At 72.5% G+C, this 25,025-nt stretch carries 23 protein-coding genes; 11 read left to right on the top strand and 12 right to left on the bottom strand.

The features are described 5' to 3' along the window. Positions 1 to 257 (bottom strand): cytochrome c biogenesis protein CcdA (locus VIB11_RS03365; RefSeq protein WP_332028355.1); only part of this gene is annotated, 257 nt, incomplete at its 3' end. 5 nt (positions 258 to 262) lie between these two features. Then, entirely contained in the window at positions 263 to 880 is a 618-nt protein-coding gene (locus tag VIB11_RS03360; RefSeq protein WP_332028353.1) for a redoxin domain-containing protein, read from the bottom strand. 282 nt (positions 881 to 1,162) lie between these two features. Here VIB11_RS03360 and VIB11_RS03355 point away from each other — a divergent pair, with 282 nt between their 5' ends. Continuing rightward, a complete protein-coding gene (locus tag VIB11_RS03355; RefSeq protein ID WP_332028351.1) occupies positions 1,163 to 1,948 on the top strand; it encodes a DUF4352 domain-containing protein in 786 nt (261 codons plus the stop codon). An 89-nt stretch (positions 1,949 to 2,037) separates the two neighbouring features. Then, the gene (locus VIB11_RS03350) at positions 2,038 to 2,688 is read left to right on the top strand and encodes a hypothetical protein (protein WP_332028349.1); all 651 of its coding nucleotides are present in this window, start codon (positions 2,038 to 2,040) and stop codon (positions 2,686 to 2,688) included. 51 nt (positions 2,689 to 2,739) lie between these two features. On the opposite strand, the gene VIB11_RS03345 is transcribed toward VIB11_RS03350, so the two are convergent. The 3 genes from VIB11_RS03345 to VIB11_RS03335 all read right to left on the bottom strand — a co-directional run bounded on the left by VIB11_RS03345 (position 2,740) and on the right by VIB11_RS03335 (position 5,431). Next, on the bottom strand, positions 2,740 to 3,666 hold the full coding sequence (locus tag VIB11_RS03345; protein ID WP_332028347.1) for an RNA polymerase sigma-70 factor: 927 nt from the start codon (positions 3,664 to 3,666) through the stop codon (positions 2,740 to 2,742). Continuing rightward, on the bottom strand, positions 3,663 to 4,685 hold the full coding sequence (locus VIB11_RS03340; RefSeq protein ID WP_332028345.1) for an NAD(P)-dependent oxidoreductase: 1,023 nt from the start codon (positions 4,683 to 4,685) through the stop codon (positions 3,663 to 3,665). The genes VIB11_RS03345 and VIB11_RS03340 overlap by 4 nt, the downstream gene beginning before the upstream one ends. 242 nt (positions 4,686 to 4,927) lie before the next feature. Beyond that, the gene (locus VIB11_RS03335; RefSeq protein ID WP_332028343.1) at positions 4,928 to 5,431 is read right to left on the bottom strand and encodes a hypothetical protein; all 504 of its coding nucleotides are present in this window, start codon (positions 5,429 to 5,431) and stop codon (positions 4,928 to 4,930) included. Positions 5,432 to 5,731: 300 nt separating this feature from the next. Between VIB11_RS03335 and VIB11_RS03330 the strand changes: the two genes are divergently transcribed. The 8 genes from VIB11_RS03330 to fahA all read left to right on the top strand — a co-directional run bounded on the left by VIB11_RS03330 (position 5,732) and on the right by fahA (position 16,092). Further along, positions 5,732 to 6,196, top strand: a complete 465-nt coding sequence (locus VIB11_RS03330) for a GNAT family N-acetyltransferase (RefSeq protein WP_332028342.1) — start codon at positions 5,732 to 5,734, stop codon at positions 6,194 to 6,196. Between the two features lie 437 nt (positions 6,197 to 6,633). Beyond that, complete coding sequence (locus VIB11_RS03325) at positions 6,634 to 7,929, top strand: HNH endonuclease signature motif containing protein (RefSeq protein ID WP_332028340.1); 1,296 nt, start codon at positions 6,634 to 6,636, stop codon at positions 7,927 to 7,929. Between the two features lie 473 nt (positions 7,930 to 8,402). Beyond that, a complete protein-coding gene (locus VIB11_RS03320; RefSeq protein WP_332028338.1) occupies positions 8,403 to 9,353 on the top strand; it encodes a LysR substrate-binding domain-containing protein in 951 nt (316 codons plus the stop codon). 111 nt (positions 9,354 to 9,464) lie between these two features. Beyond that, positions 9,465 to 10,913, top strand: a complete 1,449-nt coding sequence (locus VIB11_RS03315; protein ID WP_332028336.1) for an MFS transporter — start codon at positions 9,465 to 9,467, stop codon at positions 10,911 to 10,913. A 1-nt stretch (position 10,914) separates the two neighbouring features. Beyond that, entirely contained in the window at positions 10,915 to 12,810 is a 1,896-nt protein-coding gene (locus VIB11_RS03310; RefSeq protein WP_332028334.1) for an FAD-dependent oxidoreductase, read from the top strand. Positions 12,811 to 12,828: 18 nt separating this feature from the next. Beyond that, positions 12,829 to 14,037, top strand: coding sequence for a homogentisate 1,2-dioxygenase (locus tag VIB11_RS03305; RefSeq protein ID WP_332028332.1), 1,209 nt, complete (start codon positions 12,829 to 12,831; stop codon positions 14,035 to 14,037). Position 14,038: 1 nt separating this feature from the next. Continuing rightward, entirely contained in the window at positions 14,039 to 14,914 is an 876-nt protein-coding gene (locus tag VIB11_RS03300) for a hypothetical protein (RefSeq protein WP_332028330.1), read from the top strand. Continuing rightward, entirely contained in the window at positions 14,911 to 16,092 is a 1,182-nt protein-coding gene (gene fahA / locus VIB11_RS03295; RefSeq protein WP_332028328.1) for a fumarylacetoacetase, read from the top strand. The genes VIB11_RS03300 and fahA overlap by 4 nt, the downstream gene beginning before the upstream one ends. Positions 16,093 to 16,219: 127 nt before the next feature. Here fahA and VIB11_RS03290 read toward each other — a convergent pair whose 3' ends face one another. Next, positions 16,220 to 16,942: a DUF998 domain-containing protein gene (locus tag VIB11_RS03290; protein WP_332028326.1), complete on the bottom strand. Its 723-nt coding sequence runs from the start codon at positions 16,940 to 16,942 to the stop codon at positions 16,220 to 16,222. A gap of 252 nt (positions 16,943 to 17,194) precedes the next feature. Here VIB11_RS03290 and VIB11_RS03285 point away from each other — a divergent pair, with 252 nt between their 5' ends. Next, the gene (locus VIB11_RS03285) at positions 17,195 to 17,620 is read left to right on the top strand and encodes an SRPBCC domain-containing protein (RefSeq protein WP_332028324.1); all 426 of its coding nucleotides are present in this window, start codon (positions 17,195 to 17,197) and stop codon (positions 17,618 to 17,620) included. A 97-nt stretch (positions 17,621 to 17,717) separates the two neighbouring features. On the opposite strand, the gene VIB11_RS03280 is transcribed toward VIB11_RS03285, so the two are convergent. From VIB11_RS03280 to mmuM, 6 genes are all read right to left on the bottom strand, one after another. After that, complete coding sequence (locus tag VIB11_RS03280; protein ID WP_332028322.1) at positions 17,718 to 20,351, bottom strand: hypothetical protein; 2,634 nt, start codon at positions 20,349 to 20,351, stop codon at positions 17,718 to 17,720. 300 nt (positions 20,352 to 20,651) lie between these two features. Continuing rightward, complete coding sequence (locus tag VIB11_RS03275; RefSeq protein ID WP_332028320.1) at positions 20,652 to 21,446, bottom strand: SDR family oxidoreductase; 795 nt, start codon at positions 21,444 to 21,446, stop codon at positions 20,652 to 20,654. 33 nt (positions 21,447 to 21,479) lie between these two features. Next, positions 21,480 to 22,697 carry an RNA polymerase sigma factor gene (locus VIB11_RS03270; RefSeq protein WP_332028318.1) on the bottom strand — a complete coding sequence of 406 codons (1,218 nt, stop codon included), beginning with the start codon at positions 22,695 to 22,697 and terminating at the stop codon, positions 21,480 to 21,482. A gap of 26 nt (positions 22,698 to 22,723) precedes the next feature. Next, on the bottom strand, positions 22,724 to 23,074 hold the full coding sequence (locus VIB11_RS03265) for a YciI family protein (protein WP_332028316.1): 351 nt from the start codon (positions 23,072 to 23,074) through the stop codon (positions 22,724 to 22,726). Between the two features lie 147 nt (positions 23,075 to 23,221). Continuing rightward, positions 23,222 to 24,004 (bottom strand): matrixin family metalloprotease, encoded by a 783-nt coding sequence (locus tag VIB11_RS03260; RefSeq protein WP_332028314.1) that lies wholly within the window; start codon positions 24,002 to 24,004, stop codon positions 23,222 to 23,224. 100 nt (positions 24,005 to 24,104) lie between these two features. Then, on the bottom strand, positions 24,105 to 25,019 hold the full coding sequence (mmuM, locus tag VIB11_RS03255) for a homocysteine S-methyltransferase (RefSeq protein WP_332028312.1): 915 nt from the start codon (positions 25,017 to 25,019) through the stop codon (positions 24,105 to 24,107). Positions 25,020 to 25,025 lie beyond the last annotated feature (6 nt).

The raw sequence follows: 25,025 nt of genomic DNA, 5'->3' as shown, positions 1-25,025 counted from the left end.
GTCGCCCACGGCAGCCAGCGCTCCAGCGACAGCGCCAGCGGCACGACGACCGCACCGAACGCCCCGAACACCGCGACGAACCCGACCGTCATGGCCGCCGCCAGCCGAAGGGCCCGCGTCACCGCGACGGCCCGGTCAGCGCCGTCGGCCCCCTGCACGACCATCGTGAGCCAGGCTGGCAGCAGCGCGAAGCCGCACGGGTTGAGCGCGGCGAGCATGCCCGCGCCCACGGCGAGCGAGAGCGCGGCCGGGTCCACGAAGGTCAGCCGAAGGTCGAGCGGACGAGGTCGGCGAGGTCGACGTCCCTGCCGTAGGCCGGCTGGCGGGTGAGGGTGCCGTCAGCGTCGACGAGCACGAACGTGTGCTGCTGGGTCACCCCGAACCGGGTGTAGAGGTCGCCGCCGGTGTCGGCGAGCTGCGTGAAGCCCCCCACCCCGTGGCGCTCCACGAACGCCCGCATGGCGCCCGCGTCGGAGCTGAGGCCGGCCACACCGACGAACGTCACGTCGCCGAGGTCGGCTGCCGCGGCCTTGACGTCGTCGGCGCTGCGGGCGCAGACCGTGCACCACGGCGCCCAGAACCACAGCACCGTCTTCCTGCCCGCGAGCGAGGCGCCGTCGAAGGTCGCGCCGTCCACGCGGTCGGCTGTGAAGCGCAGGACCTCGGGGACGGCGGCGGCGGGTGAGGTGCGCGAGGCGGACGGCCCGCCCGCGGTCGGTGTCGGGCCCGCGGTGGTGGACGGACTGCCCGACGGGCTCGTTGGCGAGGGCGCGGCCGACGGGAGCGCCGTGTCCGCGGAGGAGCCCGAGCCGCATGCGGCCAGCACAACGGCTGACACGGCGGCCACGGTGACGTTCGCGAGGCGGCTCGGGGGACGCATGCCCACAGTGTCGCCGACGTCCCTCGTGGCTGGCGCTGGTCGCACCTTACGAACCCCTTTCGGCGCCAGACGAAGTTCATCCGAACGGCTGATGCTCCGAGGCCCTCCCGAGGCCGGTTCACGGCTTCCGTTGTCGGTGCTGGGTCCTAGCGTCTTTCACAGCAGGAACGAGGGGGCTGCGCCGGTTCGGCGCAGTGGGGTCGACCAGCTCACAGGGCCGTCGAGGCTCCATGTCGTGATGCCTTCCTTCGCCATGCCTGCGCTCAACCGATGGAGGAAGACATGAATGCAACGCCCGCGGGGTGGTACCCGCAGCAGGACGGCCGCCTGCGCTACTGGGACGGCCAGCAGTGGACCGAGCACTTCGCGCCCGGTCAGGCCCAGCCCGCCCTGGCCGCGGCCGGCGCCGGTGCCCCGAAGGCCCCGCGCCCCTGGTTCGCCAAGAAGCGCGTGCTCATCCCGGGCGGCCTGCTCGCCCTCGTGGTGGTCGGCTCCGCCCTCTCGGGTGGCGACACCACCGCGCCGGTCTCGGCGTCGAGCAGCCCGACGGCCAGCACGCCCGCCGCGGCCCCGACGTCGGCGGCTGCCGCCAAGCCGGCGCCGGCCAAGACGGCGACCGCGGCTCCCAAGCCGGCCACCGCCGCGCCGAAGCCGGCGCCGAAGCCGAAGCTGGTCTCGCAGCTCGGAAAGCCGGTGCGCGACGGCAAGTTCGAGTTCACCGTCCGCAGCGTGAAGTGCGGCATCGCGGTGGTGGGGGACAACCCGTACCTGCAGGAGAAGGCGCAGGGCCAGTTCTGCGCGGTGCGGCTGTCTGTCGAGAACATCGGCGACGAGCCACAGTCGATGTTCGCCGACAACCAGTACGCCTTCGACGGCAAGGGCCGGAAGTTCTCGGCCAACAGCACGGCGTCGCTGGTCGACGAGTCGTCGCAGGTGCTGTGGGAGGAGATCAACCCGGGCAACGCGGTCAAGGGCACGGTCTACTTCGACGTCCCCAAGGGTGCGAAGCTCGCCAGCCTCGAGCTGCACGACTCGATGTTCTCCGGCGGCGTCCAGGTTCGCCTCTAGCCACAGACCGGCCGTATGCCGCGTGCGCGCGCGGGTGCGCCCACGCGGCATACCGGTTGGCTGCCTTCTCGAACGACAGGAGAGCTCACATGACGCACAACCGTTGGGCCGCATGGGGGCTCGAGACCTACCCGCCGCTCGCACCGCCGTGGTCACACCTGCTCGGCCGAGGCCGGATGGCCGTGGCGCGTTACGACCTGGAGGCCACGACGCACGAGCGGCTCTCGGAGCACTGGCACGTCGACACCACGGCTGCGACCGGTCTGGGCCACACCTCACTCCAGCGGGGTGACGTGGTCGTCTGGGTCGGCCGCGACGACGAGGACGACACCGACCTCGTGTGGGCGCCCTCCCTGGTGGTGCGGGCGGGGGCTCGCCGGCAGGGGCGCCAACGGGTCTCGACGCTGACCTTCACGGACCACAGGGCCCTGCTGCTGGCCGACCTGCCCGACCACCTCGTGGAGGCGGTCGGGCTGGGAGGCATCGTGCCGTCGCCGGTGCGCCGCGCCCTGCTCGACCTGTGGAGCCTCGACGTGCTGTGCCCGGAGTGCGGTGACCTGGGCGTGCCGATCGTGTGGGGTCTCCCGATGCCGTCGGACTACACCGACCCACCTGCGCCGCGCGCGCCGCACGACCGCGGTCCGGCGTGCGTGCTCGGCGGATGCGTCGTGTCCGACGAGCTGCACTACTGCCCGCGGTGCGAGCACCGCTGGCCCACCTGGCAGGAGACGAGAGCGTGAGGGCGTGCGACGACTGCGCTTGCTGCACAGGCCGGTCGGCGACGCGCCAGCTCACCGAGCCGATCGCAGCATCGCGGTGGCGTCGCCGACCGGGCCGAGGTGGGCGAGCTTGTCGGGGTTGACGATCGAGCGGATACCGGTGACCTGGCCATCGGCGACGTCGAGCGCCCACACGGCGAGCAGGCGCTCCTGGTCGTCGAGGAACAGGGCGCCTGGGTCGCCGTTGACCTCGACGGGACGCACCGAGACCTGGGGGAACCGGGAGAGCAGCCTCAGCCAGTTCGTCAGGGTGCGGGCGACGCGGCTGCGACCCCGCAGCGACCGGGCCAGCGCGGGGACCTTGCCGCCGCCGTCGCCGGTGAGCTGCACGTCGTGCGCGAGCAGGGCCTCGAGACCGGCGAGGTCGCCCTGCTGGGCTGCGGCGAAGAACCGCTGCACCAGCTCCCGCTGCTGCTCACGAGTCGTCCTGAAGCGTGGCCGGCGCGTCTTCACGTGCTGTCGGGCGCGGGTGGCGAGCTGGCGGACGTTGCCCTCGCTCTTGCCGACGATGTCCGCGGTCTCCGGGTAGCTGTAGCCGAAGACGTCGTGCAGCAGGAGTACCGCACGCTGCTCGGGGGAGAGGCTCTCCAGCAGCACGAGCATCGCGAGTGACAGCGAGTCCGCGGTCTCGGCGTGCCGGGCGGGGTCGTCGGCCGCGCCGGAGCCGTCGGTGATGATGGGCTCCGGAAGCCACTCGCCGACGTACCGCTCGCGCCGCACACGGGCAGAACGCAGCTCGTTGATCGCCAGCCTGGTCGTGACCGTGGCGACGAAGGCCCGCGGCGACGCGATGACCTCACCCCCGTCGAGCGACTGGTGCACCCGGAGCAGCGCCTCCTGCACCACGTCCTCGGCCTCGGAGACGCTGCCGAGCATCCGGTACGCGATCGCGAACGACGTCGGCCGCAGCTCGTCCAGCAGCTCGTCCCGGGAGGTCACGACACCTCCCGGCCGTTCGTGCGCGCCACGTCAGCCTGCGCTGCCTCAGCCCACGCGGCCCCCGGGTGGGCGTCGTCGGGGCCTGCCTGCGTCAGCCCGCGGAAGCCCTGCCGCCAGCTCGGGTGCGCCGGGCTCCAGCCGAGCTCGCGCTTGGCCTTGGCGTTCGACGCGCCCCGCAGCTCGGTCATCATCACCGCTCCGATCTCACCGGTCAGCAGCCGCCCCACGAACCGGGGCACGTGCCTCGGCTCCTTGGCACCCAACGTACGCGCCAGCACCGGCAGCCACTCGGCAACGCGCGCCGGATCGTCGTCGACGACGTTGTAGAGCCCGCGGCGCCCGTGGTCGACCGCCGCCACGGTCGCCTCCGCGGCATCGGCGATGTGGATGAAGGACCAGACACCGCCACCGTCGCCCACCACCGGGAACCTGCGCCGGCGGACCGCCTCGGTCTGCTCACCGTCCGGCCCCAGTGACGTGCCCGGGCCGTAGAACCCGCCGTACCGCAGCACGATCCCCTCGGTCCACGTCGCGGCGAGCACCGAGTGCTCGAGGTGCCGGATAGCGTCGACCGTCTGGCGCATCTCCTTGGCCGGGTGCGGCCCGAACGGGTCCTCCTCGGTCTTGACCATGCCGCCGGTCCGCTCGTAGGCCGCGAAGAAGCTCTGCGCGACGAACCGCTCCACCCCGACGGCCTGACCGGCGGAGAGCAGGTGGCCGGTGCCCTCCGTGCGCAGCCGGTTGGTCATCGCGAACGCGCGGTCGAAGTGCCTCAGGTCCATCGGCCCGATGGACGTCAGCTGGTGCACGATCACGTCCGGCTGCACCCGACCGACGGCCTCGGCGACCTGGTCGGCCTCGAGCGCGTCCGCGACGACGGGCACCGCGCCGAGGTCGCGCAGCAGCTGCTGCTTCGACGCGCTGCGTGTCATGCCGTGGACCTCGTGGCCCGCCTCGACCAGCCGCGGCACGAGCTGCCGTCCGATCGCGCCGGTCGCTCCTGCGACGAACACCTTCATCGTTCACTCCCTCGTCGATGGTTCAGCTGTCACCCATCAAGACAAGGCAGCCCGCCCGGTTGTGACACCGGATGAGGCTCCGGCTGTCACGTCGGTGCCGGATCAGGAACCAGGGGTATGCCGCGGGGCCGGCTCCGCGGCATACCCCTGGTTCACGCGCGGCGGGGACCCGCGCGCGCGGCGGGGACCCGCGCGCGCGGCGGGGACCCGCGCGCGGCAGGGACCCGCGCGCGGCCGAGGGCCTACGCCATGCCGAGGTGCTGGCGCAGCTGCGCGGTCGGCGTCGCCGGCCGGGACTCGGATCCGCACTCGTGCGCCTCGCCCAGGGCGTGCCCGTCCGTCGCGGAGCTGGCCGGCACGGCCCAGCCGCAGGCGTGGCAGACGACGGCGTGACGAGCGGGCCGGCGGATGTCTGGTCCGTGGGCGACCACGACGAGGTCGGTGCGACTCCAGGTGTCGGTGTCGAGGTGACCGCTGGCCGTCGTCGGGTCGAGCTCGCCCATCACCAGGCCGCACGAGCACCGGTTTCCGTGCGGTCCGCCCATGAACGCGACCGAGTGCACGCGCTGCCGCCGATCCGACAGCACCGCGTCGTAGTCCATGAGGAAGACCCCCGCGAAGCCGGCGTCGCGGGGGCCCCTGCCGGCGATGGCCGCCCGGAGCACCAGGGCCTCGAGGGGTGCTGCCACCGTCCGGGGGTCGTAGGAGTAGCCGGCGAGCGTGAGGGGTTCGAACTGTGCGCGCATGGAGCGCTCCTTCAAAGGTTGTCCCGTCTTGGCCACCCCCGGCGTTGCTGCGCCGAGGTGACCCAGGTCTTCTCCGGAGGGCACCGTGTCGGGCGACGCGGTTGCCGGTCGGCCACGTCCGGAGGCGTGCGGCCGACGATCCACCGCCTGTGTGGGCGGTGCTCTGGACCTGACCGCGACCGTCTGGGTCGCGACCCGCAGGAGACTAGCGCGGCGGTCTGACACCCCGAGGGTGAAGCCTCCGTTTTCGGGTACTGCCATCGGGCCGTGCCAGCGGGTCGGCCGCCCTATCGTGTTCTGGTGACGGTCACCCTGCAGGAGATCACCGACGACAACGCCCAGTCAGTCCTCGCGCTGCGCACCACTCCCGATCAGGAACGGTTCGTCACCTCGGTGGCCGACTCGTTGGCGGAAGCCGACGCGAATCCGCAGGGAAACCCCTGGTTCCGAGCCGTCTATGCCGACGGCGAGCCGGTCGGGTTCGTCATGCTGAGCTGGGATGTCGAGCCCCAACCACCCGACATCAACGGCCCCTGGTTCCTCTGGAAGCTGCTCATCGACCACCGCCACCAGGGCCAGGGGTACGGCCGGGAGGTCGTGCGGCAGGTCGTGGAGCTGGTGCGTGGTCACGGTGCCACCGAGCTGCTCACCAGCCATGTGCCTGGCGAGGGGGGACCGGCCGGTTTCTACGCCCGGCTCGGGTTCGTCCCGACGGGAGAGCTCGACCCCGAGGGAGAGGTCATCCTGCGGCGAAGCATCGCGTGACGCAGGGCAAGGCGTCCTCCGACGAGCACTTCGCACGGCGCGTGGTCAACAGCGAGATCGAGATACGCGGCGAGACGGTCGTGCTCGGGATGACCCCATGGTGATCAGCTGGCCACCGGATATTCCTTCGCTCATGGGCTGTCCACAGCGATGATTCCGCGGTCACGCCCTCCACAGGGTCGCGTCGACAGCTTGCCGCTACGTGTGCTGTATGCGCTTGTGCCGCAACGGAATTGATCACCCACCGGCAAAGACGGCTGTCGGTGGTGGGATCTAGGTTGGTCTCCATGGCAGTTGCACCTCATGACGCGACGAGTGCCGCCCAGCCGGACGCTCGCCCAGTGCTTGCTGCCGCCTCGGTTGCTCGCGACGTCTTGGCGAGCGCGTCGCCCGAACGGATCTGGACGCTGTCGGACGAAGAGGTTGCAGACTGCATCATGGTGCTCGGCCAGCTGGCCACCGGTGTCGACGCCAACCTCGTTGCAGTGCTGGCCGAAGCCAAGCGGCGAAGCCTCGGAGCCGGCGACGGCTGGGGGCCGGTGGACTGGGCTCGCGCCAAGGCGCCCGGCCTCTCGGCGCGCAAGCTCTTGGACCTCAACACGGTCGCCGGCGTAGCAGATGAGCGCAGGATGGCGGAGGTGGTCGACGCGGTCGCGCAGGGCGCAGGTGCAGACCAGTCGAACGCGCTGCCCGTGGAGAAGGCGGCACAGATCGTCAGGTTCCACCAAGGAGTCCGGGGCATGGCTGATCCTGACGAGCTGGAGAGCGGCACGGCCATCCTGCTGCACAGCGCTCGCGGCCACGACGGGCTGAGCGAGAAGCAGCTCGCCACGGCCCTGCGGCACGCTGCCGACGTCATGCGTCCCGACCGACTCGTGGAGCATGACGCCGACGTCCGACGAGCACACCGCTCCCTGGTCAAGAGCCGGGGGCCGATGGGCATGAGCCGCTACACGATGATGCTCGACGAGGAGGGTGCGGCGGTTCTCGACGCCGCCATCGACGTGCTCGCCAGACCGAAGCCCGACGAGGACACGGGCAAGCATGACTCCCGGACTCCGGCGGCACGACGGGCCGACGCGCTGCTCGACCTGGTGACACGGGCGGTCGGTGCGCCGGACGGGGTTCCGCGCCAGGCGAAGACGAGCCTGGTGGTGACGATCGGGCTCGATGTGCTGCAGGGCCGTTGTCGCGGTGGCGGGCTCACCATGACCGGTGACCTGCTGACCGTCGAGACGGTGCGCCGGATGGCGTGCGACGCCCAGCTCATCCCGATGGTCCTGGGCTCCAACGGTGAGGTGCTCGACCAGGGCATGGCCGCGCGCCTCTTCAACCGTGCCCAGATCCGTCATCTGTGGATGCGGGACCGGCACTGCACCTTCCCGGGTTGCTCGAAGCCGTGCGGATGGGCGGACGCACACCACCTCATCCACTGGCTCGACGACGGACCCACGGACATCTGGAACGCCGCCCTGCTCTGCCGAGCCCACCACACCGTGGTGCACAGCAACCGGTACGCCGGTGAGGTCGTCTACGGCCCCCGTGGACCCTCCGTGCAGTGGGACCTCACCCCGGGTTCCTACGCCACCCGCCTTGCCGCTTGGCGGGCGTCCCGCGCAGCCGCGGGTGCGGCGACTGCGGGTGCCGCGAGGGCGGTTGCCGTGACGAGCGCCGCGCCCTGCGACCACCGGGGTGGCGAGGCACTCGGCGCGTCCGGCCCGCCCCGACCATGACCCCGCCCCAGACCCCGCCAGCGACGGCGGGGTCTGCGGCCTGCGCGCACGCCGCGCTCACGTCCCCACGGCCATTCAGCCGGGTCGACAGAGGCCCAGGCTGGGCGGGAGACCGAGGTGGTGCCACCCGCCACGAGCAGGGCGGTGAGCACCTGGAGGGCCGGGCGGGGCTGGTGGAGCAGCGCGGTGGCCATGGCCTCGGGCTGAGACAGGCGCGATGCCACCGCGGCGAGATCCGACGCGGGCCCGCCCCTCAGCACCTCGGGACGGTTCTCGAGGAGGGCGGCGAGCTGCTTCTCGTCCAGGCTCGCCAGCCAGCTCAGTAGTCGGTCATCAGCGCACTTCCGTGGTCTGGCGGCACAGTCCAGGAAAGGCACCGGCGGGGGACTTGACCGACGTGGGTCGCGGCTGTCCACAGCAGCGCAGCCACAACAGCAGAGCCTCCGTGGACACCCGTGGGATAGCGTCGCAGCGTGGCAAAGGCTGAGGGCGCACCGGCGTTCACGATGAACCAGCTGGCCGCCTTCGTCGCCGTGGCGGAGGCCGGCACCATCAGCGGCGCGGCCGAGCGGCTGCACGTCTCGCCCTCGGCGCTCTCCGCCTCCGTCACCGAGCTCGAGCGGGCCCTGCAGAGCCAGCTGCTCAGGCGCCGCAAGGCCAAGGGCGTCAGCCTCACCCCGACCGGGGAGGCCGTCCTGTCCCGGGCCAAGTACCTGCTGCACCAGGCCGGTGAGCTCGAGGCCGACGCCCGCGGCGAGGAGCGGGGCGTGACGGGACTGGTCCGCGTCGGCTGCTACCCGAGCCTGGCGCCCACGGTCCTGCCCGTGCTGGTCAGCGAGTTCACGACCAGCCACCCCGACGCCCGGGTCGAGGTCAACGAGAACACCCAGGACGAGCTCACCCGGCGGCTCGAGAGCGGTGAGCTCGACCTCGCGATCATGTACGACCTCGACCTCGACCCGACGTGGCAGTCCGCCCGCCTCGCCGAGCTGCCGCCGCGCGCGGTGCTGCCGGCCTCGCACCGGCTCGCCGAGAGCAACGGCCCCATCGACCTCGGCCACCTCAGGAACGACCCGATGGTGCTGCTCGACACCGCCCCGAGCGCCAACCATGCCTACTTCTGTTGCGCCAGAGCGGGATTCACCCCTCACGTCGTCTACCGGGCCCGCACCTACGAGACCGCCCGCTCGTTCGTCGGCCGCGGCTTCGGCTGGACCCTGCTGCTCCAGCGCCCGAGTGCCAGCGTCACCTATGAGGGGCACCCCGTGGTGGTCAAGGACATCGGTGTGCCGTCGCTGCCTGCGGTGGCCGTCGAGGTCGTGTGGCCACCGGACTCCCTGCTCAGCCGGGCCGCGCGCAACTTCATCACGCTCGCCGTGCGGGTCGCGGAGGAGGGACGACTCGGCATACCTCGGAAATCCTGAGGATCCATGCAGAAAACCTCTGCTTTTCAACGCTAGCGGCTGCCCTCACTCTGGAGCGAACGGCACCGGCGCCGATGCCGGCCCGCCGATCCCCTCCAGAGAGGCACACCGATGGCATCCACGGTCAGCGTCGACCAGGCCACCCCGGCCACCGGGCCGAACCCAGCCCGGGGCTCCGGGACCACAGGCCCGGTGGCTCCCTCCGGTGCAGGACGGACGGGCGACCGGGTGAGCGCCACCCGCGCGGTGGCGAGCAGCTTCGTCGGCACCGCGATCGAGTGGTACGACTTCTTCATCTACGGGACGGCTGCGGCCCTGGTCTTCGGCCCGCAGTTCTTCCCCAGCGGCTCCGACCTCGCCGGCACCCTCGCAGCCTTCGCCACCCTGGCCGTCGGCTTCGTCGCCCGACCGTTCGGTGGCGTGATCATGGGGCACTTCGGCGACAGGACCGGGCGCAAGTCGATGCTCGTGACGTCCCTGCTGACGATGGGCGTCGCCACGGTCGGCATCGGACTGCTCCCGAACTACGCGAGCATCGGCGTCTGGGCACCGATCCTCCTGGTCCTGCTTCGATTCCTCCAGGGCGTCGGCGTCGGCGGTGAGTGGGGTGGCGCGGTGCTCATGGCCACCGAGCACGCGCCCAGGGGCAGGGCCGGCCTGTACGGCTCGGCGCCGCAGATGGGCGTCCCCGCCGGCGTCATCCTCGCCAACGTCGTCTTCCTGCTGTGCACCCAGCTCATGACCGAGCAGCAGTTCACCTCGTGGGGCTGGCGAGTGCCCTTCCTCCTCAGCGCCACGCTCGTGGGGGCGGCCATGTGGATCCGCCTCGGTGTCATGGAGAGCCCCGCCTTCACGGCGGTCGAGCAGGAGGACCGCATCACCCGCATCCCCATCCTCGAGGTGCTCACCAAGAGCTGGAGGACCGTCCTGCTCGCCGGCGGCACCTTCATCGCCACCAACGGCATCGCCTACGTGTTCATGGTCTTCGTGCTCTCCTACGGCACCAAGGAGCTCGGCTTCAGCCGCGGCACCATGCTCGCCCTGCTCATCGCCTCCTGCCCCGTCTGGATGTTCGGCATGGGCCTGTCCGCCCACCTCTCCGACCGCCTCGGCCGCCGCCGCGTCTACGTCACCTCGACCGTCGCCCTGCTCGTGGTCTCCGCGGTGTTCTTCACCCTGCTCGACACGGCCACCGTCCCGGTCATGCTCGGCGCGATGCTGCTGCTCGCGTTCGTGCTCGGCAGCACGGTCGGCCCGCAGTCCGCGCTCTTCGCCGAGCTCTTCCCGGCCCACGTGCGCTACTCCGGCGCCTCGCTCGGCTACCAGGTCGGCGCGATCCTCGGCGGCGGGATCGCACCGTTCGTGGCGACCTGGCTGTACGCCAGCTTCGGCAGCACCACCGCCATCACCGCCTACTTCGTGGCCGTCAGCCTGGTCAGCCTCGCCTGCACCCTCGTGCTCCTGCGCCGCCCCCACGTGGCCGAGGAGACGTATGCCGGTCAGCCCGCCTCCCCTGCGGACTGCACCTCCGATCCCCAGCCCGCCGTCGTGGAGCGCTGAGATGACGAACTCGCCCTACTACCAACCGCGCCCGTACGCACCCTCCACCTTCGACTCACTGGCTGCCGACGCGCCGACCCTGCCGGTCGTGGTCGTCGGTGCCGGACCGGTCGGTATGGCCGTGGCGCTCGGCCTGGCCCAGCGCGGCATCCGGGTCACCGTGCTCGAGGCCGCCACCCAGGTCTCCTTCGGCAGCCGCGCGATCTGCGTCTCGCGGCACACCCTCGAGGTGGCCGACCGCCTCGGCGTGGGCGAGCAGCTGACCGATCTCGTCCTGCCCTGGCAGGGCGGTCGCAGCTTCCACCGCGACGAGCAGGTGCTGCACTTCCTCATGAAGCACGACGAGCACGACGTGCGCGGCCCGATGGTCAACGTCTCGCAGTCCGAGCTCGAGCAGGTGATGGCCGACGCCCTGGAGGCGCACCCGCTGGTCACCCTGCACTGGGGCGCTGCCGTCACGGGCCTGACCCAGGACGCCGACGAGGCCACCGTCACCGTCGAGACCGTCGACGGGCCGCGCACCCTGCGCGCGCAGTGGGTCGTCGCCGCCGACGGCGGGCGCAGTGTCGTGCGCGACCTCGTCGGGGTGGGGCTGCAGGGGACCAGCTACGAGGGGCGCTACGTCATCGCCGACATCCACTGGAGCAGTGAGCTGCCCGCCGAGCGGATGGTCTGGTTCGACCCGCCGAGCAACCCCGGCTCCACCGTCATCATGCACCGCCAGCCGAACGACATCTGGCGCATCGACTACCAGCTCGACCCCAGCGAGGACGCCGAGGTCGAGACCCGCGAGGAGCGCATCCGAGCCCGCATCGCCAGCCACCTGGCCTGGCTCGGCGACGACCGCCCGTGGACGCTGGAGTGGCACGGCTTCTACAAGGCGCACGCGCTCGCCCTCGACAGCTTCGTCCACGACCGCGTGCTGTTCGCCGGGGACGCCGCCCACCTCGTGCCCATCTTCGGCGTGCGCGGCCTCAACTCCGGCATGGAGGACGCCGAGACGCTCACCTGGATGCTCTCCGCGGTGCTGACCGCCGGCGCGGATCGTGCTCTGCTGCAGGCCTACTCGGCCGAGCGGCACGACGCCTGGCGCCAGAACGTGGCCAACGCGGGCAAGTCGACGCTCATCATGACGCCCGGCAGCCACGGCCACCGCACCACGCGCGACGCCCTGCTGGCCCTGGCCACCGCGCGGCCGGAGTTCAGCCACCTCATCAACCCCCGCCAGTCCAGCGCCACCCACGCACGGCGGTCACCTCTCACCGTGCCCGGTCCGCCGTCGGCGCCATTCGTGGGCCTGCTGCCCGGCGACCCGGTCGAGGACCGCCGCGTCGTCCTCGCCGACGGCAAGGAGAGCTCGCTCGGCGAGCTGCGCGGCACGGGCTTCGCCGTCCTCGGAGTCGACCTCGACGCTTCCGGTGTGGAGGCCGCATCGAGGCTCCGGGACGCCCTCGCCTCCACCTTCGCGCCGGAGGACGCGACCATGGCGCTGGTATGCCGTGCGCCGGCCGCCGCGGCATACGTCACCGTCGTCGACGACGGCGACGGCGCGCTGGCCGGTGCCTGGGGAGCCGCGCCGGGGGAGGTCCTCGTGGTGCGACCCGACGGGCTGTTGCTCGCGCGGGGCCGCGCCGAGGAGGTGGCCGACCTGCCCGAGCTCATCCTCGGTGGCGGGGTGCCGGCCGCGGGCCCCGAGGGCGCCGCTGACGAGGTGGTGGCCGTGCCCGCCGACGAGGCGCGCCGCGAGTCCGCCTGGCTGGCCCTCTCCGACGGCATCAACGCGGTGCCGTCCGACGACCGCGAGGGCTTCCTGGCCCGGCTGGCGCTGCTGCTCGGCGACCAGGTGTCCACCGACGACTTCGCGCAGGCCGTGGCGACCGCGGCCTCGGTGCGCTGACGAGAACGAGGAGACGACATGCCCTACTACCGCAGCGCGGGGAGCATCCCGCCCAAGCGCCACACCCAGCACCGCACCCCCCAGGGCGGGCTCTACTACGAGGAGCTGATGGGGGAGGAGGGGTTCTCCTCCGACTCCTCCCTGCTCTACCACGTCAACATCCCCTCGGCCGTCGTCGACGTGCGCCCGTGGGAGCTGCCCGACCAGAGCCTGGTGCCCAACCACCCCCTCGCGCCGCGGCACCTCTCGACGCACGAGCTCTTCGAGGACGGTGTGACCGGCGTGGACGCCGTGACCGGGCGGCGGCTGCTTCTGGGGAACGGAGACGTGCGACTCGCCTACGTCGTGGCGGACGCGCCGAGCCCGTTGTACCGCAACGCGATCGGTGACGAGTGCCTCTACGTCGAGTCGGGTGCCGCCACCGTGGAGACGCTGTTCGGCGACCTCGAGGTCGGCGAGGGCGACTACGTCGTCATCCCGCGCGCCACGACCCACCGGGTGGTCCCCACGGGTGCGGTGCCGGTGCGCCTCTACGCGATCGAGGCGAACTCGCACATCGGGCCGCCGAAACGGTTCCTGTCGAAGTACGGGCAGCTCCTCGAGCACGCGCCCTACTGCGAGCGTGACCTGCGTGGGCCGTCGGCGCCGACGGTCGTCGAGGGCGACGACGTCGAGGTCCTCATCAAGCACCGCGGTCCGGGCCCGGGCGGCATCGCCGGCACGGTGCACGTCTACCCGCAGCACCCGTTCGACGTGGTCGGCTGGGACGGCTGCCTCTACCCCTACGCGTTCAACATCAGCGACTACGAGCCGATCACCGGCCGCGTGCACCAGCCCCCGCCGGCGCACCAGGTCTTCGAGGGCTGGAACTTCGTCATCTGCAACTTCGTGCCCCGCAAGGTCGACTACCACCCGCTCGCCGTGCCCGTGCCCTACTACCACTCCAACGTCGACTCCGACGAGGTGATGTTCTACTGCGGCGGCGACTACGAGGCCCGCAAGGGCTCGGGCATCACCCAGGGCTCGATCTCGCTGCACCCGGGCGGCCACCCGCACGGGCCGCAGCCCGGCGCGATGGAGCGCTCGCTCGGCGCCGAGTTCTTCGACGAGCTCGCCGTCATGGTCGACACGTTCCGCCCGCTCGAGCTCGGTGAGGGAGCCCGAGCCACCGATGACGCGGCGTACGCCTACTCGTGGTCCGGTGGCCGCCGGCTGGGGGAGGGCTGAGATGCGCCTGTTCACGCGGTTCCTCGACGACGCGGCGCTCTTCCCACCGGGCTCCGTGCCCCTGGCGCAGGCCGTTCCAGCGCACCTGGCACACCTGGAGTCGGCGCGCGGCCCCCTCGTCGGCCCGTTCGTCGTGGCGTCCTCCTCCCTGCCGGCCCTGGCTGGGCTGCTCCAGGGTCGGCCGCCACGGTCCTTCGAGGTGGCGGTGACCGTGCCAGGGCCGGGGGCCGTGCGCGCGTCCCTCGAGGCGGCGGCCCGGATCCCTGCCCTCGACGTCCGCGCGGTCGAGGTGGGGGTGCCCGCGGGGGTGGTCGCTGCGGAGGACGTCGTGCCGACTCTCGACCTGGCCCTGCGGGGGGACCTCGGACGCGCTGCCGACGGCAGCCGCGCGACGGTCTTCGTGGAGCTGCCCCGCGACGAGCGGCGCGGCGCCCTCATCGACGAGCTGGCCGGCACGGCATACCTCGCCAAGCTGCGCACCGGTGGCGTCCGCGCTGACCTCTACCCGGATGCCGCGGAGCTGGGCTCCGCCATCGTCGCCCTGGTGCGGGCCGGGGTGCCGTTCAAGGCGACCGCGGGACTGCACCACGCGGTGCGGAACACCGACGCCGCCACGGGATTCGAGCAGCACGGCTTCGTCAACATGCTCGTGGCGGTCGCAGCCGCCCTCGAGGGTGCCGACGCCAGCGAGGCGGCCGTCGTCCTGGCAGACCGAGACGGCGCCGGGCTGGCCGCGTCGCTCGGCGCCTGGCCCGTGGGGCAGGCCGAGCAGGTGCGCTCGGTCTTCCGGTCGGTCGGCACCTGCAGCATCGACGACCCCGCGTCCGACCTCTACGCCCTCGGCCTCCTCGAGGCCGCTGAAGGAGTGCCCGCATGACCGTGGTGACCGTTTCCGCCCACTCCCTCTACGGACTGGACAACCTGCCCTACGGCGTCTACTCCGTCGACGGCTCCGCGCCACGGGTCGCCACCCGGCTCGGCGACACCGTCGTCGATCTGGCCGGGCTCTTGGGGGACGAGGTGTTCGCCCGGCCGAGCCTCAACGCCTTCATGGGCCAGGGGTACGAGAAGTGGGTGCGGGTGCGCGCCGAGATCCGTGACCGGCTGGCGCAGGCGGTGCCCGACGAGGTGCTCTTCCCCCTGGCGGACGTCACCCTGCACCTGCCCGTGGAGGTCGCCGACTATGTCGACTTCTACGCCTCGGAGCACCACGCCTCGAACCTGGGCCGGCTCTTCCGGCCGGAGAACCCCGACCCGCTCACGCCGAACTGGAAGCACCTGCCCATCGGCTACCACGGCCGCGCGGGGACCATCGTCGTGTCGGGCACCGGCATCGTGCGCCCCTCCGGCCAGCGCAGGGCTCCGTCTGACGACGCTCCGTCGTTCGGCCCCAGCACCCGGCTCGACATCGAGGCCGAGCTCGGGTTCATCGTCGGGACTGGGTCGGCACTCGGCGAGCCGATCCCGGTGGAGGAGGCCGAGCGGCACCTCTTCGGGGTCGTGCTCTTCAACGACTGGTCGGCCCGCGACATCCAGGCGTGGGAGTACGTGCCGCTCGGGCCGAACCTGGGCAAGTCGTTCGCCTCGACGATCGCGCCGTGGGTGGTGCCGCTGCTCGCCCTGCAGGAGGCCAAGGTGCCCGCGCCGCAGCAGCACCCGCAGCCGCTGCCCTACCTCGCTGCCGAGGAGCCGTGGGGGCTGGACGTCGACCTCGAGGTCGCGTGGAACGGTGAGGTCGTCACGCGTCCGCCCTACCGCGAGATGTACTGGTCGCCGGCACAGATGCTCGCGCACCTGACGGTGAACGGCGCCTCCACCCGCACCGGCGACCTGTTCGCCTCGGGGACCATCTCGGGGCCGGGGAAGGACACCCGCGGTGCCTTCATCGAGCTCACCTGGGGCGGCACGGAGCCGGTCCACGTGGCCGGGGAGACCCGCACCTTCCTCGAGGACGGCGACGAGGTGGTGCTGACGGCGTCCGCACCCGGGGCCGGTGGGTCGCGGATCGGGTTCGGGGAGGCCCGCGGCCGCATCCTCCCAGCCACCCGCGGCTGACACCGACGCCGACGATCCGTGCGGGCGGGGGTGCGCCGCGTGACGGACGGGGCGTGTGCCGCGTGACGGACGGGGCGTGTGCCGCGTGGCGGGCGGGGGTGTGCCGCGGGGCGGGCGCCGGCTCCGGTCACCTGCGGTCGCGGTCCGTTGACGATCTCGGCGGCGTCGAGGACCTCAACAGCGTCACGGACAGCACGGCGACCCACAGCAGGAACGCACCGAGGTAGGTGCGCTCGACGACCCCGAGCCACGGGGTGGGCTCGCCCGCCGCCATCTGGGGGACGGAGCCGAAGGTCAGCACCCCGAAGGCCACCACGACCACGAGGGTGAGCAGGGAGTAGATGCGGAACCTCCGGCCCAGAGCCATGGCCCCGAAGCCCAGCATCGACAGGATCAGCACCGTGTCGGCCGCTCCGAGGACGATGTGCATGACATCGGTGAGGCCCATGGGTGCGTTGGGCTCGATGTCCGCCCTCGCCGAGATGGGGAACGGGTACCACAGCGGACCCATGGCGCCGTAGGCGAACAGGAGCGCACCGGTGACGCGCAGCGGGCGGTTGCCCACAGCGGCCCGCCAGACGCCGAGGCCGAAGGCGACCAGCAGCGCCGAGTACAGCGCACCCTCCACCGTCATGAGCGCGCGGGTGGGTGCGCCGATCGCCGACAGCTCACTGATCGTCTGGGACCGGGAGTCGTAGGCGTCGTAGAGCAGTGCAGCCAGCGTCTCGGCGGTCAGCGGCCACAGCACGGAGGAGACCAGGCCGCAGGCGAGGAGCACCTGCTGCAACCGGGTGCTGGCCGGTGTGGCCGGGGTCGTGAGGCCGGGCGCCGGCTGCGGGACGGTCGTCATCGGGAACACCTCCACGCGGGGCGCCACGGGGCCGGGCGCCCACCCGGCCAGCGTCGACCCGGCCCGATGGCCGGTGGTAGGGGCCAACGACTCACGTGTCGTCATCGGCGTCGTCCAGATGCCGACCGGCTGACCCTCGAGGTCGGACCGCTGGCCGATCCGGGGGTCCGACCTGTTGCCGGGAGGGCCCTCCGCTTGGTCGACTGTCCTCGTGGGTCCGCCCACTCGGGGCGGCCCCAGAAGGAGGTCTCCATGAGCAGTGAGGTCCAGTCACCTCCCGAAGAAGACGAGGCCGGGGGACCGGCGGTGGGCGTGCACGCCAGCCTGTCGGTCGCTGCCCCGGCTGCGAAGGTCTGGGAGCACCTGATCAGTCCCAGCGGCACCGAGGCGCTGCTCGGCGACGGTGCTCGCATCCGCAACAAGGGCGAGCCCTGGCGGGCAGCGGACGGCTCCTACGGCGTGGTCCGCAGCTGGCACCCCGTCGAGCAGGTCAGGGTGACCTGGCACCCCCACGAGGACGGCCCGCTGAGCATGCTCGACGTCCAGCTGCGCCCTGACGGCGACGGCACCAGGGTGGAGGTCTTCCACGAGGGCCGCGGCATCGCCGACGACCCGCGCGGCGACCGGCAGCACTGGGAGGACGCGCTCGGCCGGCTTGCCGCCGGTCTTCCCACCTGAACGAGAGGCCCTGCCGGGCCTCGCCTGGCCCCCTGTGAGACGGACACCGGGTGGTCACCACGCGCGGTGACCACCCGGCATACCGGTCGCTGGTCACTCAGTCGGTGACCACCACGAGCCTGTGCGAACCGGACGTCGTCGGCACGGTGACCTCGACGCCACGGTTGGTCGTTCGCACCGAGTAGTTGCGGACCGCCCGCCCGTCGAGCTGGACCCGGCTCACCGTCGACCCGCGCGGCAGCGTGTGCCCGACGACGACCTTGTCGGCGCGTACCGATCTGGGCGCGTCGAGCACCGTGGTGTACCGCGACCCGGTGTGCGTCGCCCGCACGGCGACGGACCCCCGGCCCAGCCGGATCCGTTCACCCGCCACCTCGCTCTGGCCGGCCGGCACCTGCGGCACCACCACGAGCCGGCCGTTGCCGAGGTCGGGCTGCACGCCGAGCCACTGGTGCACGACCGCCCACGCCGTGCCGTAGTTGCCCCACGACTGCATGAACATCGAGCGGCACGTCCAGCAGCGGTCGATGTTGGGGCCCTGGTCGGGGGAGGCGAAGATCTCCGGCATTGCGCCCGGCTGCTCGTCCGGCGTCCCGCCGGTCGCGGGCTGGGCGAACATCGGTGACGCGAGGGCGTGCGTGTACCGCTGCTGCTGACCCGGCCCGAGCCGCCCGTAGTTGCCCTCGCCGATCGACTGGATCGATGTGGTCAGGCCGAAGACGGTCCGCTCGCCCTGGCCGTTCGCGCCGCCACCACAGCCGGTGTGGAACAGCCCCGGGTTGAAGGGCGGCGTCCCGCTGTAGCAGGCGTCCTCGCGCCCGGCCAGCGCGGCGTCACCGTGGGCGTACGGCGCGATCCCGGGCACCGTGCGGCCACCGACCCGCAGCTCCGCCTCCATCGGCGTCTGCCCGATCCAGTGCTTCTGGAACGACTGCTCGTTGCCCGGGTCGACGAGGGAGTCCGCGTACTGGGACGCCTGGTCGAACCACCACGCCCCGTCGAACCGCTGGTGCAGCTTCCGCGCGAGGTTCTGCGCCCACGCGAAGGTGCGGCCGTCGTGCTTCGACCTCGCCATGTCGGCGAGGTCGTAGAGCCCGCGGATGAGGTAGACGGTGTTGTCGAGCTTCTCCTCGCCCATGCCCCCGCGCTCGACGTTGCCCAGACCCTCGGGCCACCCGTCGCCGTCCTCGTCGAGGGTCTCCACCACGTAGCGCAGGTTGCGCACCGAGAAGTCGTACATCTCGTCGCGGAACCCGTCGTCGCCGGTCCACCGCCACAGCAGCGCCACCGTGCTCGGGAACTTCACGGTCTCGTCGGTGTTGAAGTCGTATGCCGTCGTGCCGTCCGGGTTGGTGCGCCGCGAGTCGTGCCCGAACCAGATGGACCCGTCAGCCACCACCTCGTGGGTCACGACGCCGGACCGGTCGTTGAGGAGGTCGGAGATGTCGCGCAGCGCCCGCAGGTGCTCCCTGATCGCCTCGAACTGGCCCACCGAGACCGAGGCGTATGCCGTGTACTCGGCATCCGTGCCGAAGAGCCAGGGGTAGTCGGGGTACCCGGCGCCCACCCAGGTCACCTCGTCGACGGTGCCCGACGGCGGCGGGAACTGCTTGCCCTGGTTGGTCCACCGGATCTGGAGGTCGGTGGCCGTCTGGGTGAGGTCGGCGAGGTTCTGCTTGCCCCACTCGACGGCGTCCTGCACGAGCGGGTCGCCGGGCAGGGACAGCTGGGTCATCCTGGACAGCGCCTCGCGCGACGACTTCTTCTCCTCGAGCTGGGCGCCCGGGTCCGTGAGTGCCTTCGCGAGCTCACCCCTCGCCGCGTCGACGCCCCGGTCTGAGCCGGCAACGGCCAGCCAGACGGTCTTCGACCCACCGGCCGGCAGGGCGAGCTCGTAGGTGAGCCGTCCGCCCGTGCCCTTGCCGAACGGCCCGTCGTCGCACTGGGACGGCTTGGGCTCGGCCGGTGCGCCGGGCTCGGCGCCGGTGCACCGGCGGCCGGACTGGGCACCCCAGAACTGGTCGCCGACCTGACCGGACGCCGGCGTCTCGGCCGTCCCCACGATCGCGGCGTAGTCGTGGGCGGGCGCCCCTGGCAGCGACCCCTGGTCGCGGAAGACGAGGCTCTCGCCGTCGAAGGCACCCGTGTCCGGCCGGTTGTCGCTGGCGTTGGGGGTCACCCCGTCGAAGCCCCACGGGTACTGGCCCATGAGCTCGGAGTGCGCGTCGACCGACAGGGTCGTCGTGCGCGCCGCACCCGGGTTGGTGATGGTGAGGCCGTAGAGGGCCGCGCGGGTGCCGTCGGGCACGAAGTCGGTCCGGGAGAGCTGCAGACCGGCGGTGTCGGGCAGGTCGTAGCTGCTGTAACCCCAGCCACTGGTGAACCTCGTCGCCGGCCCGACCCACTGCCCGTCGAGCCCGAACCACACGCCGTCGACCATCTTCATGGGGGGCGTCCAGACCCCGCCCATCTCGCCGGTGATGTGCCAGCCGTTGGCGTAGAAGCGGCCGTCCTGGAAGCCCAGCGACTGGGCCCGGGTCCCGGCGGCGACCTGTCGGCGGTCGGCCAGGCGGCTCGTGACCGACAGCTCGTCACCCGCCGCAGCCGCGGCCGTGCCGACCGGGGCGGCTGGGGCGAGGTCGGGAGCGGCGCTGGCGGGCGGCTGCGCCGCCAGGAGCGAGGTTCCGAGCGCCAGTGCACTGATGGCGACCACGATCGAGCGAGACATCATCGTCCTCCGACCCCGAGCAGGAACCCGGCGCCGTACGGCGTCGCGGGTGATCTGGAGTGCCTCGACCGAGGGTTTCGGACGAGATTGTCCGGATTCGCGGACGCTACACCCGACCCCGAGGGGCGGCAACGTGGCCGGGGCGCCGGTCGCGTCGCGATGGGGACGTGAGGGACGTACGCGGCGCCCCGAGCAGGCGGAGGGGCGCGCGGCCAGAGCTGTCGGGAGTCCTGCATCGCGGGGCCGGACCCACGGGCGAGGGGCCAGCCGGGGGACGGCAGGGGTGGCGGGGTGGCGGGATGGTCAGCTGATGCGCTTTCCGTTGAGGTCCCGGGCGGGCCGGAGCCAGAGGTCGTGGATGGTGTCGGCGAGGTCGGCGACGTCGGTGAACCCGTCGAACGCCGCGTCGGGCTCGGCCTCGCGCATGGCGGGGGTGAGCAGGGCCTTGATGGGCAGGATCACCGCGGCCGCCCCAGTCCCGGCGAAGGAGTCCGCGACCGCGAGCGTCCACGCCTCAGCCGCGGCCTTCGCCGCGGCATACATGGCGTTGGTGGCCACCGGTGCCTGGGCCTGGACGGTCGAGATCACGACGAGCCGGCCGCGTGGGCTCGCGCGCAGGGTGTCGTGGAACGCGCGCGAGGTGTGGATGAGGGTGCGCACCAGCAGGTCGTGCAGCCAGTCCCAGTCCTCGAGCGGCTCCTCGGCGAGGTGCACGCCACCACGCCAGCCACCGACGAGGTGGGCCAGCCCGTCCACCCGGCCGTGCCGGGCGTGCACGTCGGCGGCGAGGTCCGCGGTGGCGGTGGGGTCGAGCAGGTCGACCACGCGGCCCTCGACCCGGTCGGAGCCGGAGGCGGCTCGCGCGTCGGCCACCACCTCGTCGAGGCGGCCCTGCGAGGTGTCGAGCGCGACCACGGTGGCCCCCGCGCGGGCCAGGCGCGTCACCAGGGGCGGGCCGGCTGCACCACCGGCACCGGCGACGACGATGACGAGGTCACCAAGGTCTGCAGTGCCGCCACTGACGTCGTCGCTGGGCGTGGCGTCGCTGGGCGTGGCGTCGCTGGGCGTGGCGTCCGCCGCGGGCTGGGAGTCGGGCATGCGCCCCAGTCTGGCCCACCGGCTCGCTTCGGGTCATCGCGTCCGCAGCGCCCCCAGCTGCCGGGCCAGGAAGCGGCGTTCTGGCTCGTTGTCGGCGAGCGCGAGAGCGGCTTCGTAGGCCCGGGCGGCATCCTCGTCACGCCCGAGGCGCCGCAGCAGGTCTGCCCGCACCGCGTGGAAGGCATGGAAGGCCGTCAGGTCGAGCTCGTCGACGATGCCCAGCGCGGCCGCCGGACCGTCGGTCTCGGCGACGGCGACGGCTCGGTTGAGCGCGACGACAGGGGTGGGCGTGACGGCCAGCAGCTGGTCGTAGAGCTGGAGGACCTGCTCCCAGTCGGTGTCGCCGACGGAGTCGGCATCGGTGTGCACGGCGTTGATCGCTGCCTGCAGCTGGTAGGGACCGGGTGCGTTGCGGCGCAGGCACTCTCGCACCAGGTCGTGCCCCTCGGCGATCTGCGCGCGGTCCCAGCGCGAGCGGTCCTGGTCGGCAAGCAGCACCAGCTCGCCGTCAGCCCCGGCGCGGGCGGCGCGACGCGCGTCGGTCAGCAGCATCAGGGCGAGCAGCCCCCGCGCTTCGGGCTCGTCCGGCATGAGCTCGACGAGCAGCCGGCCGAGCCGGATCGCCTCGGCGCACAGGTCCTCCCGCACGAGCTGCTCGCCGGACGTGGCCGTGTGCCCCTCGGTGAAGACCAGGTACACCACCGCGAGCACCGAGGCCAGCCGGTCCGGCAGGTCTGCGTCGCGTGGCACGCGGTAGGGGATGCCGGCCTCGCGGATCTTGTTCTTGGCGCGGACGATTCGCTGCGCCAGGGTGGCCTCCGGCACGAGGAACGCTCGCGCGATCTCGGGCGTGCTGAGGCCGCCGAGCAGCCGCAGGGTCAGCGCCACCTGTGCCGGCTGCGCCAGCGCGGGGTGGCAGCAGGTGAAGATGAGCCGGAGCCTGTCGTCGCGCACGGAACCCTCCTCCTCCCTCGGCTGGTCGGGTGGGTGGAGCAGCAGTGCCTCGGTATGCCGCCTGGTGCGGGATGCCTCTCGGCGCAGCCGGTCGATGGCCCGGTTCCGGGCGGTGGTGATGATCCACCCGGCCGGGCTGGGGGGCAGGCCCTCGGCGGGCCAGCGCTCGACCGCCACGGTGAACGCGTCCTGGACCGCATCCTCGGCGAGGTCGATGTCGCCGAGGACGCGGATCAGGACCGCGACGGCCCGCCCGTGCTCCTCCCGGAAGACGCGGGCGATGTCGTCCGAGGCCACCCGCCCTGGTTCGGATGACACCACGGTCAGCCCTGGTACTCGTCCTGGAACGGGCGCACCTCCACCGGCAGCCCGGTCGCCTCGGCGATCCGCGACGCCCAGCCCAGGGCGATGTCGAGGTCGTCGGCCCGCACGATGGACAGCCCGCCAAGGTGCTCCTTGGCCTCCAGGAAGGGGCCGTCGGTCATGACCGGCCTGCCCTCCCAGCGGATGACCGTGGCCGACTCCTGGTCGGCGAGTCCGCCCGCGAACACCCAGCCGCCGGCTGCGCGGATGTCGGCGTTGACCACCTCGAGGTCGGCCATGACCTGCGTGAGGTCGAGGTCCTCCGGCGGCGGGCCGGGAGGCGAGTACAGCGTGATCAGGTAGGTCTTCATCATGGTCTCCTCCGTCAGGACGCTACTGCGTCGGCTGCGGCGGAACGCCCTTTGGCTCCGCTCACCACCTACACGAACTGCCCTGCCCGGAATCGACAGCCCCGGCAGGCGGATCTCGGAGTGTCTCGCCCGTCCCGGGAGCGATCGCTAGCCCACGCTGTAGGGACAGCCGCCCGAGCCGAGCCTGCGCAGCCCGGCCAGGTCGCCCATGGCGAACTCGGTCACCCGGGGGTTCACCTTCGGCGCCATGACCTGCCTGGTGTTCTCGACGTGGTCGAGGCCGACGAGGTGGGCCAGCTCGTGCATGACGATGGAGCGCGCAACAGCATGTCCGTTGTCGCGGCGCAGTGTCCGGGCGAGCTGCGGGCCGTCGAGGTAGACGGACCCGCCGATGTAGCGGGTCGTGTCGGAGCGGTTGCCGAACTGGGTGACCGGGCCGCCGACCCCAGCGACGGTCCCCTCGAGCCGCGGCACGACGTCGGGGGTGGTCCACGCGAACAGCACCGGGGCCCTGCCCGCGCCGGGGCGGCCGTTGCGCAGCTCGCGCGCCGTGCGCTCGGGGTCGGGCTCCTCGAGGGTTGCGCCGACGACCTCCAGGCGCAGACCGCTCGCCTCGCTCACCCTCGCGATCGCCTCTGCGAGCAGGGTCTCCGAGCCCTCCGGGGCGCTCTTCTCGTTCACGACGACCTGGATGGGCAGGCACGGGTCCCAGACCACGGGCTGCTGCGTCCGCTCGTGCAGGCGGAGGAAGGCGTAGGCAGTCGGGTCGTCCGGCGGCAGGTCGCCCTCCCACCCGGCCAGCCCCCAGACCTTGGCGCCGACTCCGACCGCCAGCACCACGACGATGGCTGTCAGCAGCCCCCGGACCCGGGTCGACCCGCGCTCGCCCCTCCGTCGGCCCTGCCCCGCACGCCGCAATGCCCCCGCCATCACCCGGACATCTTGGAGTGGTGACGGCGCCCGGTGCGGGGACAAAGGGGACGATTCAGCCGAACGGCTGACCTGGGCCCGAGGACCGGGCTGGCGGTGCTCAGAGACGGGCAAGCGCTGCGCTGAGAGCGGCGATGTCACGAGGCCCCACCTGACAGCAGCCTCCGACGTATTCCGCCCCGGCCTCGACCCAGGCCGCGGCGGCGCCCGGCTCGAAGGACGGGCCACTCGACCAGCGATGGCTGATCGCATCCCAGTCCGCCCCACCGTTGGGGTAGGCCACGACCGGCCTGTGAGCAACGCGGGCGGCCATCTCCACAGCCGGCAGGACGTCGGCCGGCGCGCAGCAGTTGACCCCGACGGCGAAGACCCGGCCGGCGGACGCGGCGACGGCGAACGCCTCGACGAGTGGCTGCCCCGCCCTGGTCAGCGGGCCATCGCACGAGAAGGAGAACCACGCGGGGACCCCCAGCTCGGCCAGCAGCGGCGCGAGCACCTCGGCCTCGCGGACGTCCGGGATCGTCTCGACGGCGAAGAAGTCCGGCTCCGCCGACGCGAGCAGCTCCAGCCGTGGGAGGTGGAACTCGCGCAGCGCGGCACGCGAGATGCCGTAGCTGCCGCGGTACTCCGAGCCGTCGGCGAGGACCGCGCCGTAGGGTCCCACCGACGCGGCCACCCACCTGAGCGTGCCGTCACCAGAGCAGGCATCCCGCGCGTCGCGGGCCAACCGCACCCCGAGCCTGATGAGCCGCTCGGCCTCGGTCGGCTCCATCCCGGCCTCGACGAAACCCTCGACGCTGGCCTGGTAGGTCGCGGTGGTGGCGACCCGCGCGCCGGACTCGAAGTAGGTGCGGTGCACCGCCGCGACCTCCTCGGGGGCGTCGCGGAGGAGCCGTGCCGTCCAGAGCGAGTCCGACAGGTCGTGGCCGCGCTCCTCGAGGGCGGTGGACATGCCGCCGTCGAGCAACACCGGCCCTCGCCCGTCGAGCTGGAGGTGAGGGGCGCGAGTGGTCACGCAGCC

This window comes from Pedococcus sp. (assembly GCF_036554925.1).
Classification (GTDB): Bacteria; Actinomycetota; Actinomycetes; order Actinomycetales; family Dermatophilaceae; genus Pedococcus_A.
The sequence above is the reverse complement of the archived record's forward strand: the minus strand, read 5'-3'. Positions and strand labels throughout refer to the sequence as shown.

Excerpts from the sequence above, each read along its gene's own strand:
- VIB11_RS03305 (WP_332028332.1), top strand. The coding sequence starts at position 12,829 with ATGCCCTACTACCGCAGCGCGGGGAGCATCCCGCCCAAGCGCCACACC.
- VIB11_RS03280 (WP_332028322.1), bottom strand. The coding sequence starts at position 20,351 with ATGATGTCTCGCTCGATCGTGGTCGCCATCAGTGCACTGGCGCTCGGA.
- VIB11_RS03290 (WP_332028326.1), bottom strand. The coding sequence starts at position 16,942 with ATGACGACCGTCCCGCAGCCGGCGCCCGGCCTCACGACCCCGGCCACA.
- VIB11_RS03275 (WP_332028320.1), bottom strand. The coding sequence starts at position 21,446 with ATGCCCGACTCCCAGCCCGCGGCGGACGCCACGCCCAGCGACGCCACG.
- VIB11_RS03285 (WP_332028324.1), top strand. The coding sequence starts at position 17,195 with ATGAGCAGTGAGGTCCAGTCACCTCCCGAAGAAGACGAGGCCGGGGGA.
- VIB11_RS03315 (WP_332028336.1), top strand. The coding sequence starts at position 9,465 with ATGGCATCCACGGTCAGCGTCGACCAGGCCACCCCGGCCACCGGGCCG.
- VIB11_RS03260 (WP_332028314.1), bottom strand. The coding sequence starts at position 24,004 with ATGGCGGGGGCATTGCGGCGTGCGGGGCAGGGCCGACGGAGGGGCGAG.
- VIB11_RS03360 (WP_332028353.1), bottom strand. The coding sequence starts at position 880 with ATGCGTCCCCCGAGCCGCCTCGCGAACGTCACCGTGGCCGCCGTGTCA.
- fahA (WP_332028328.1), top strand. The coding sequence starts at position 14,911 with ATGACCGTGGTGACCGTTTCCGCCCACTCCCTCTACGGACTGGACAAC.
- VIB11_RS03355 (WP_332028351.1), top strand. The coding sequence starts at position 1,163 with ATGAATGCAACGCCCGCGGGGTGGTACCCGCAGCAGGACGGCCGCCTG.
- VIB11_RS03340 (WP_332028345.1), bottom strand. The coding sequence starts at position 4,685 with ATGAAGGTGTTCGTCGCAGGAGCGACCGGCGCGATCGGACGGCAGCTC.
- VIB11_RS03300 (WP_332028330.1), top strand. The coding sequence starts at position 14,039 with ATGCGCCTGTTCACGCGGTTCCTCGACGACGCGGCGCTCTTCCCACCG.
- VIB11_RS03325 (WP_332028340.1), top strand. The coding sequence starts at position 6,634 with ATGGTGCTCGGCCAGCTGGCCACCGGTGTCGACGCCAACCTCGTTGCA.
- VIB11_RS03335 (WP_332028343.1), bottom strand. The coding sequence starts at position 5,431 with ATGCGCGCACAGTTCGAACCCCTCACGCTCGCCGGCTACTCCTACGAC.
- VIB11_RS03265 (WP_332028316.1), bottom strand. The coding sequence starts at position 23,074 with ATGAAGACCTACCTGATCACGCTGTACTCGCCTCCCGGCCCGCCGCCG.
- VIB11_RS03350 (WP_332028349.1), top strand. The coding sequence starts at position 2,038 with ATGACGCACAACCGTTGGGCCGCATGGGGGCTCGAGACCTACCCGCCG.
- VIB11_RS03310 (WP_332028334.1), top strand. The coding sequence starts at position 10,915 with ATGACGAACTCGCCCTACTACCAACCGCGCCCGTACGCACCCTCCACC.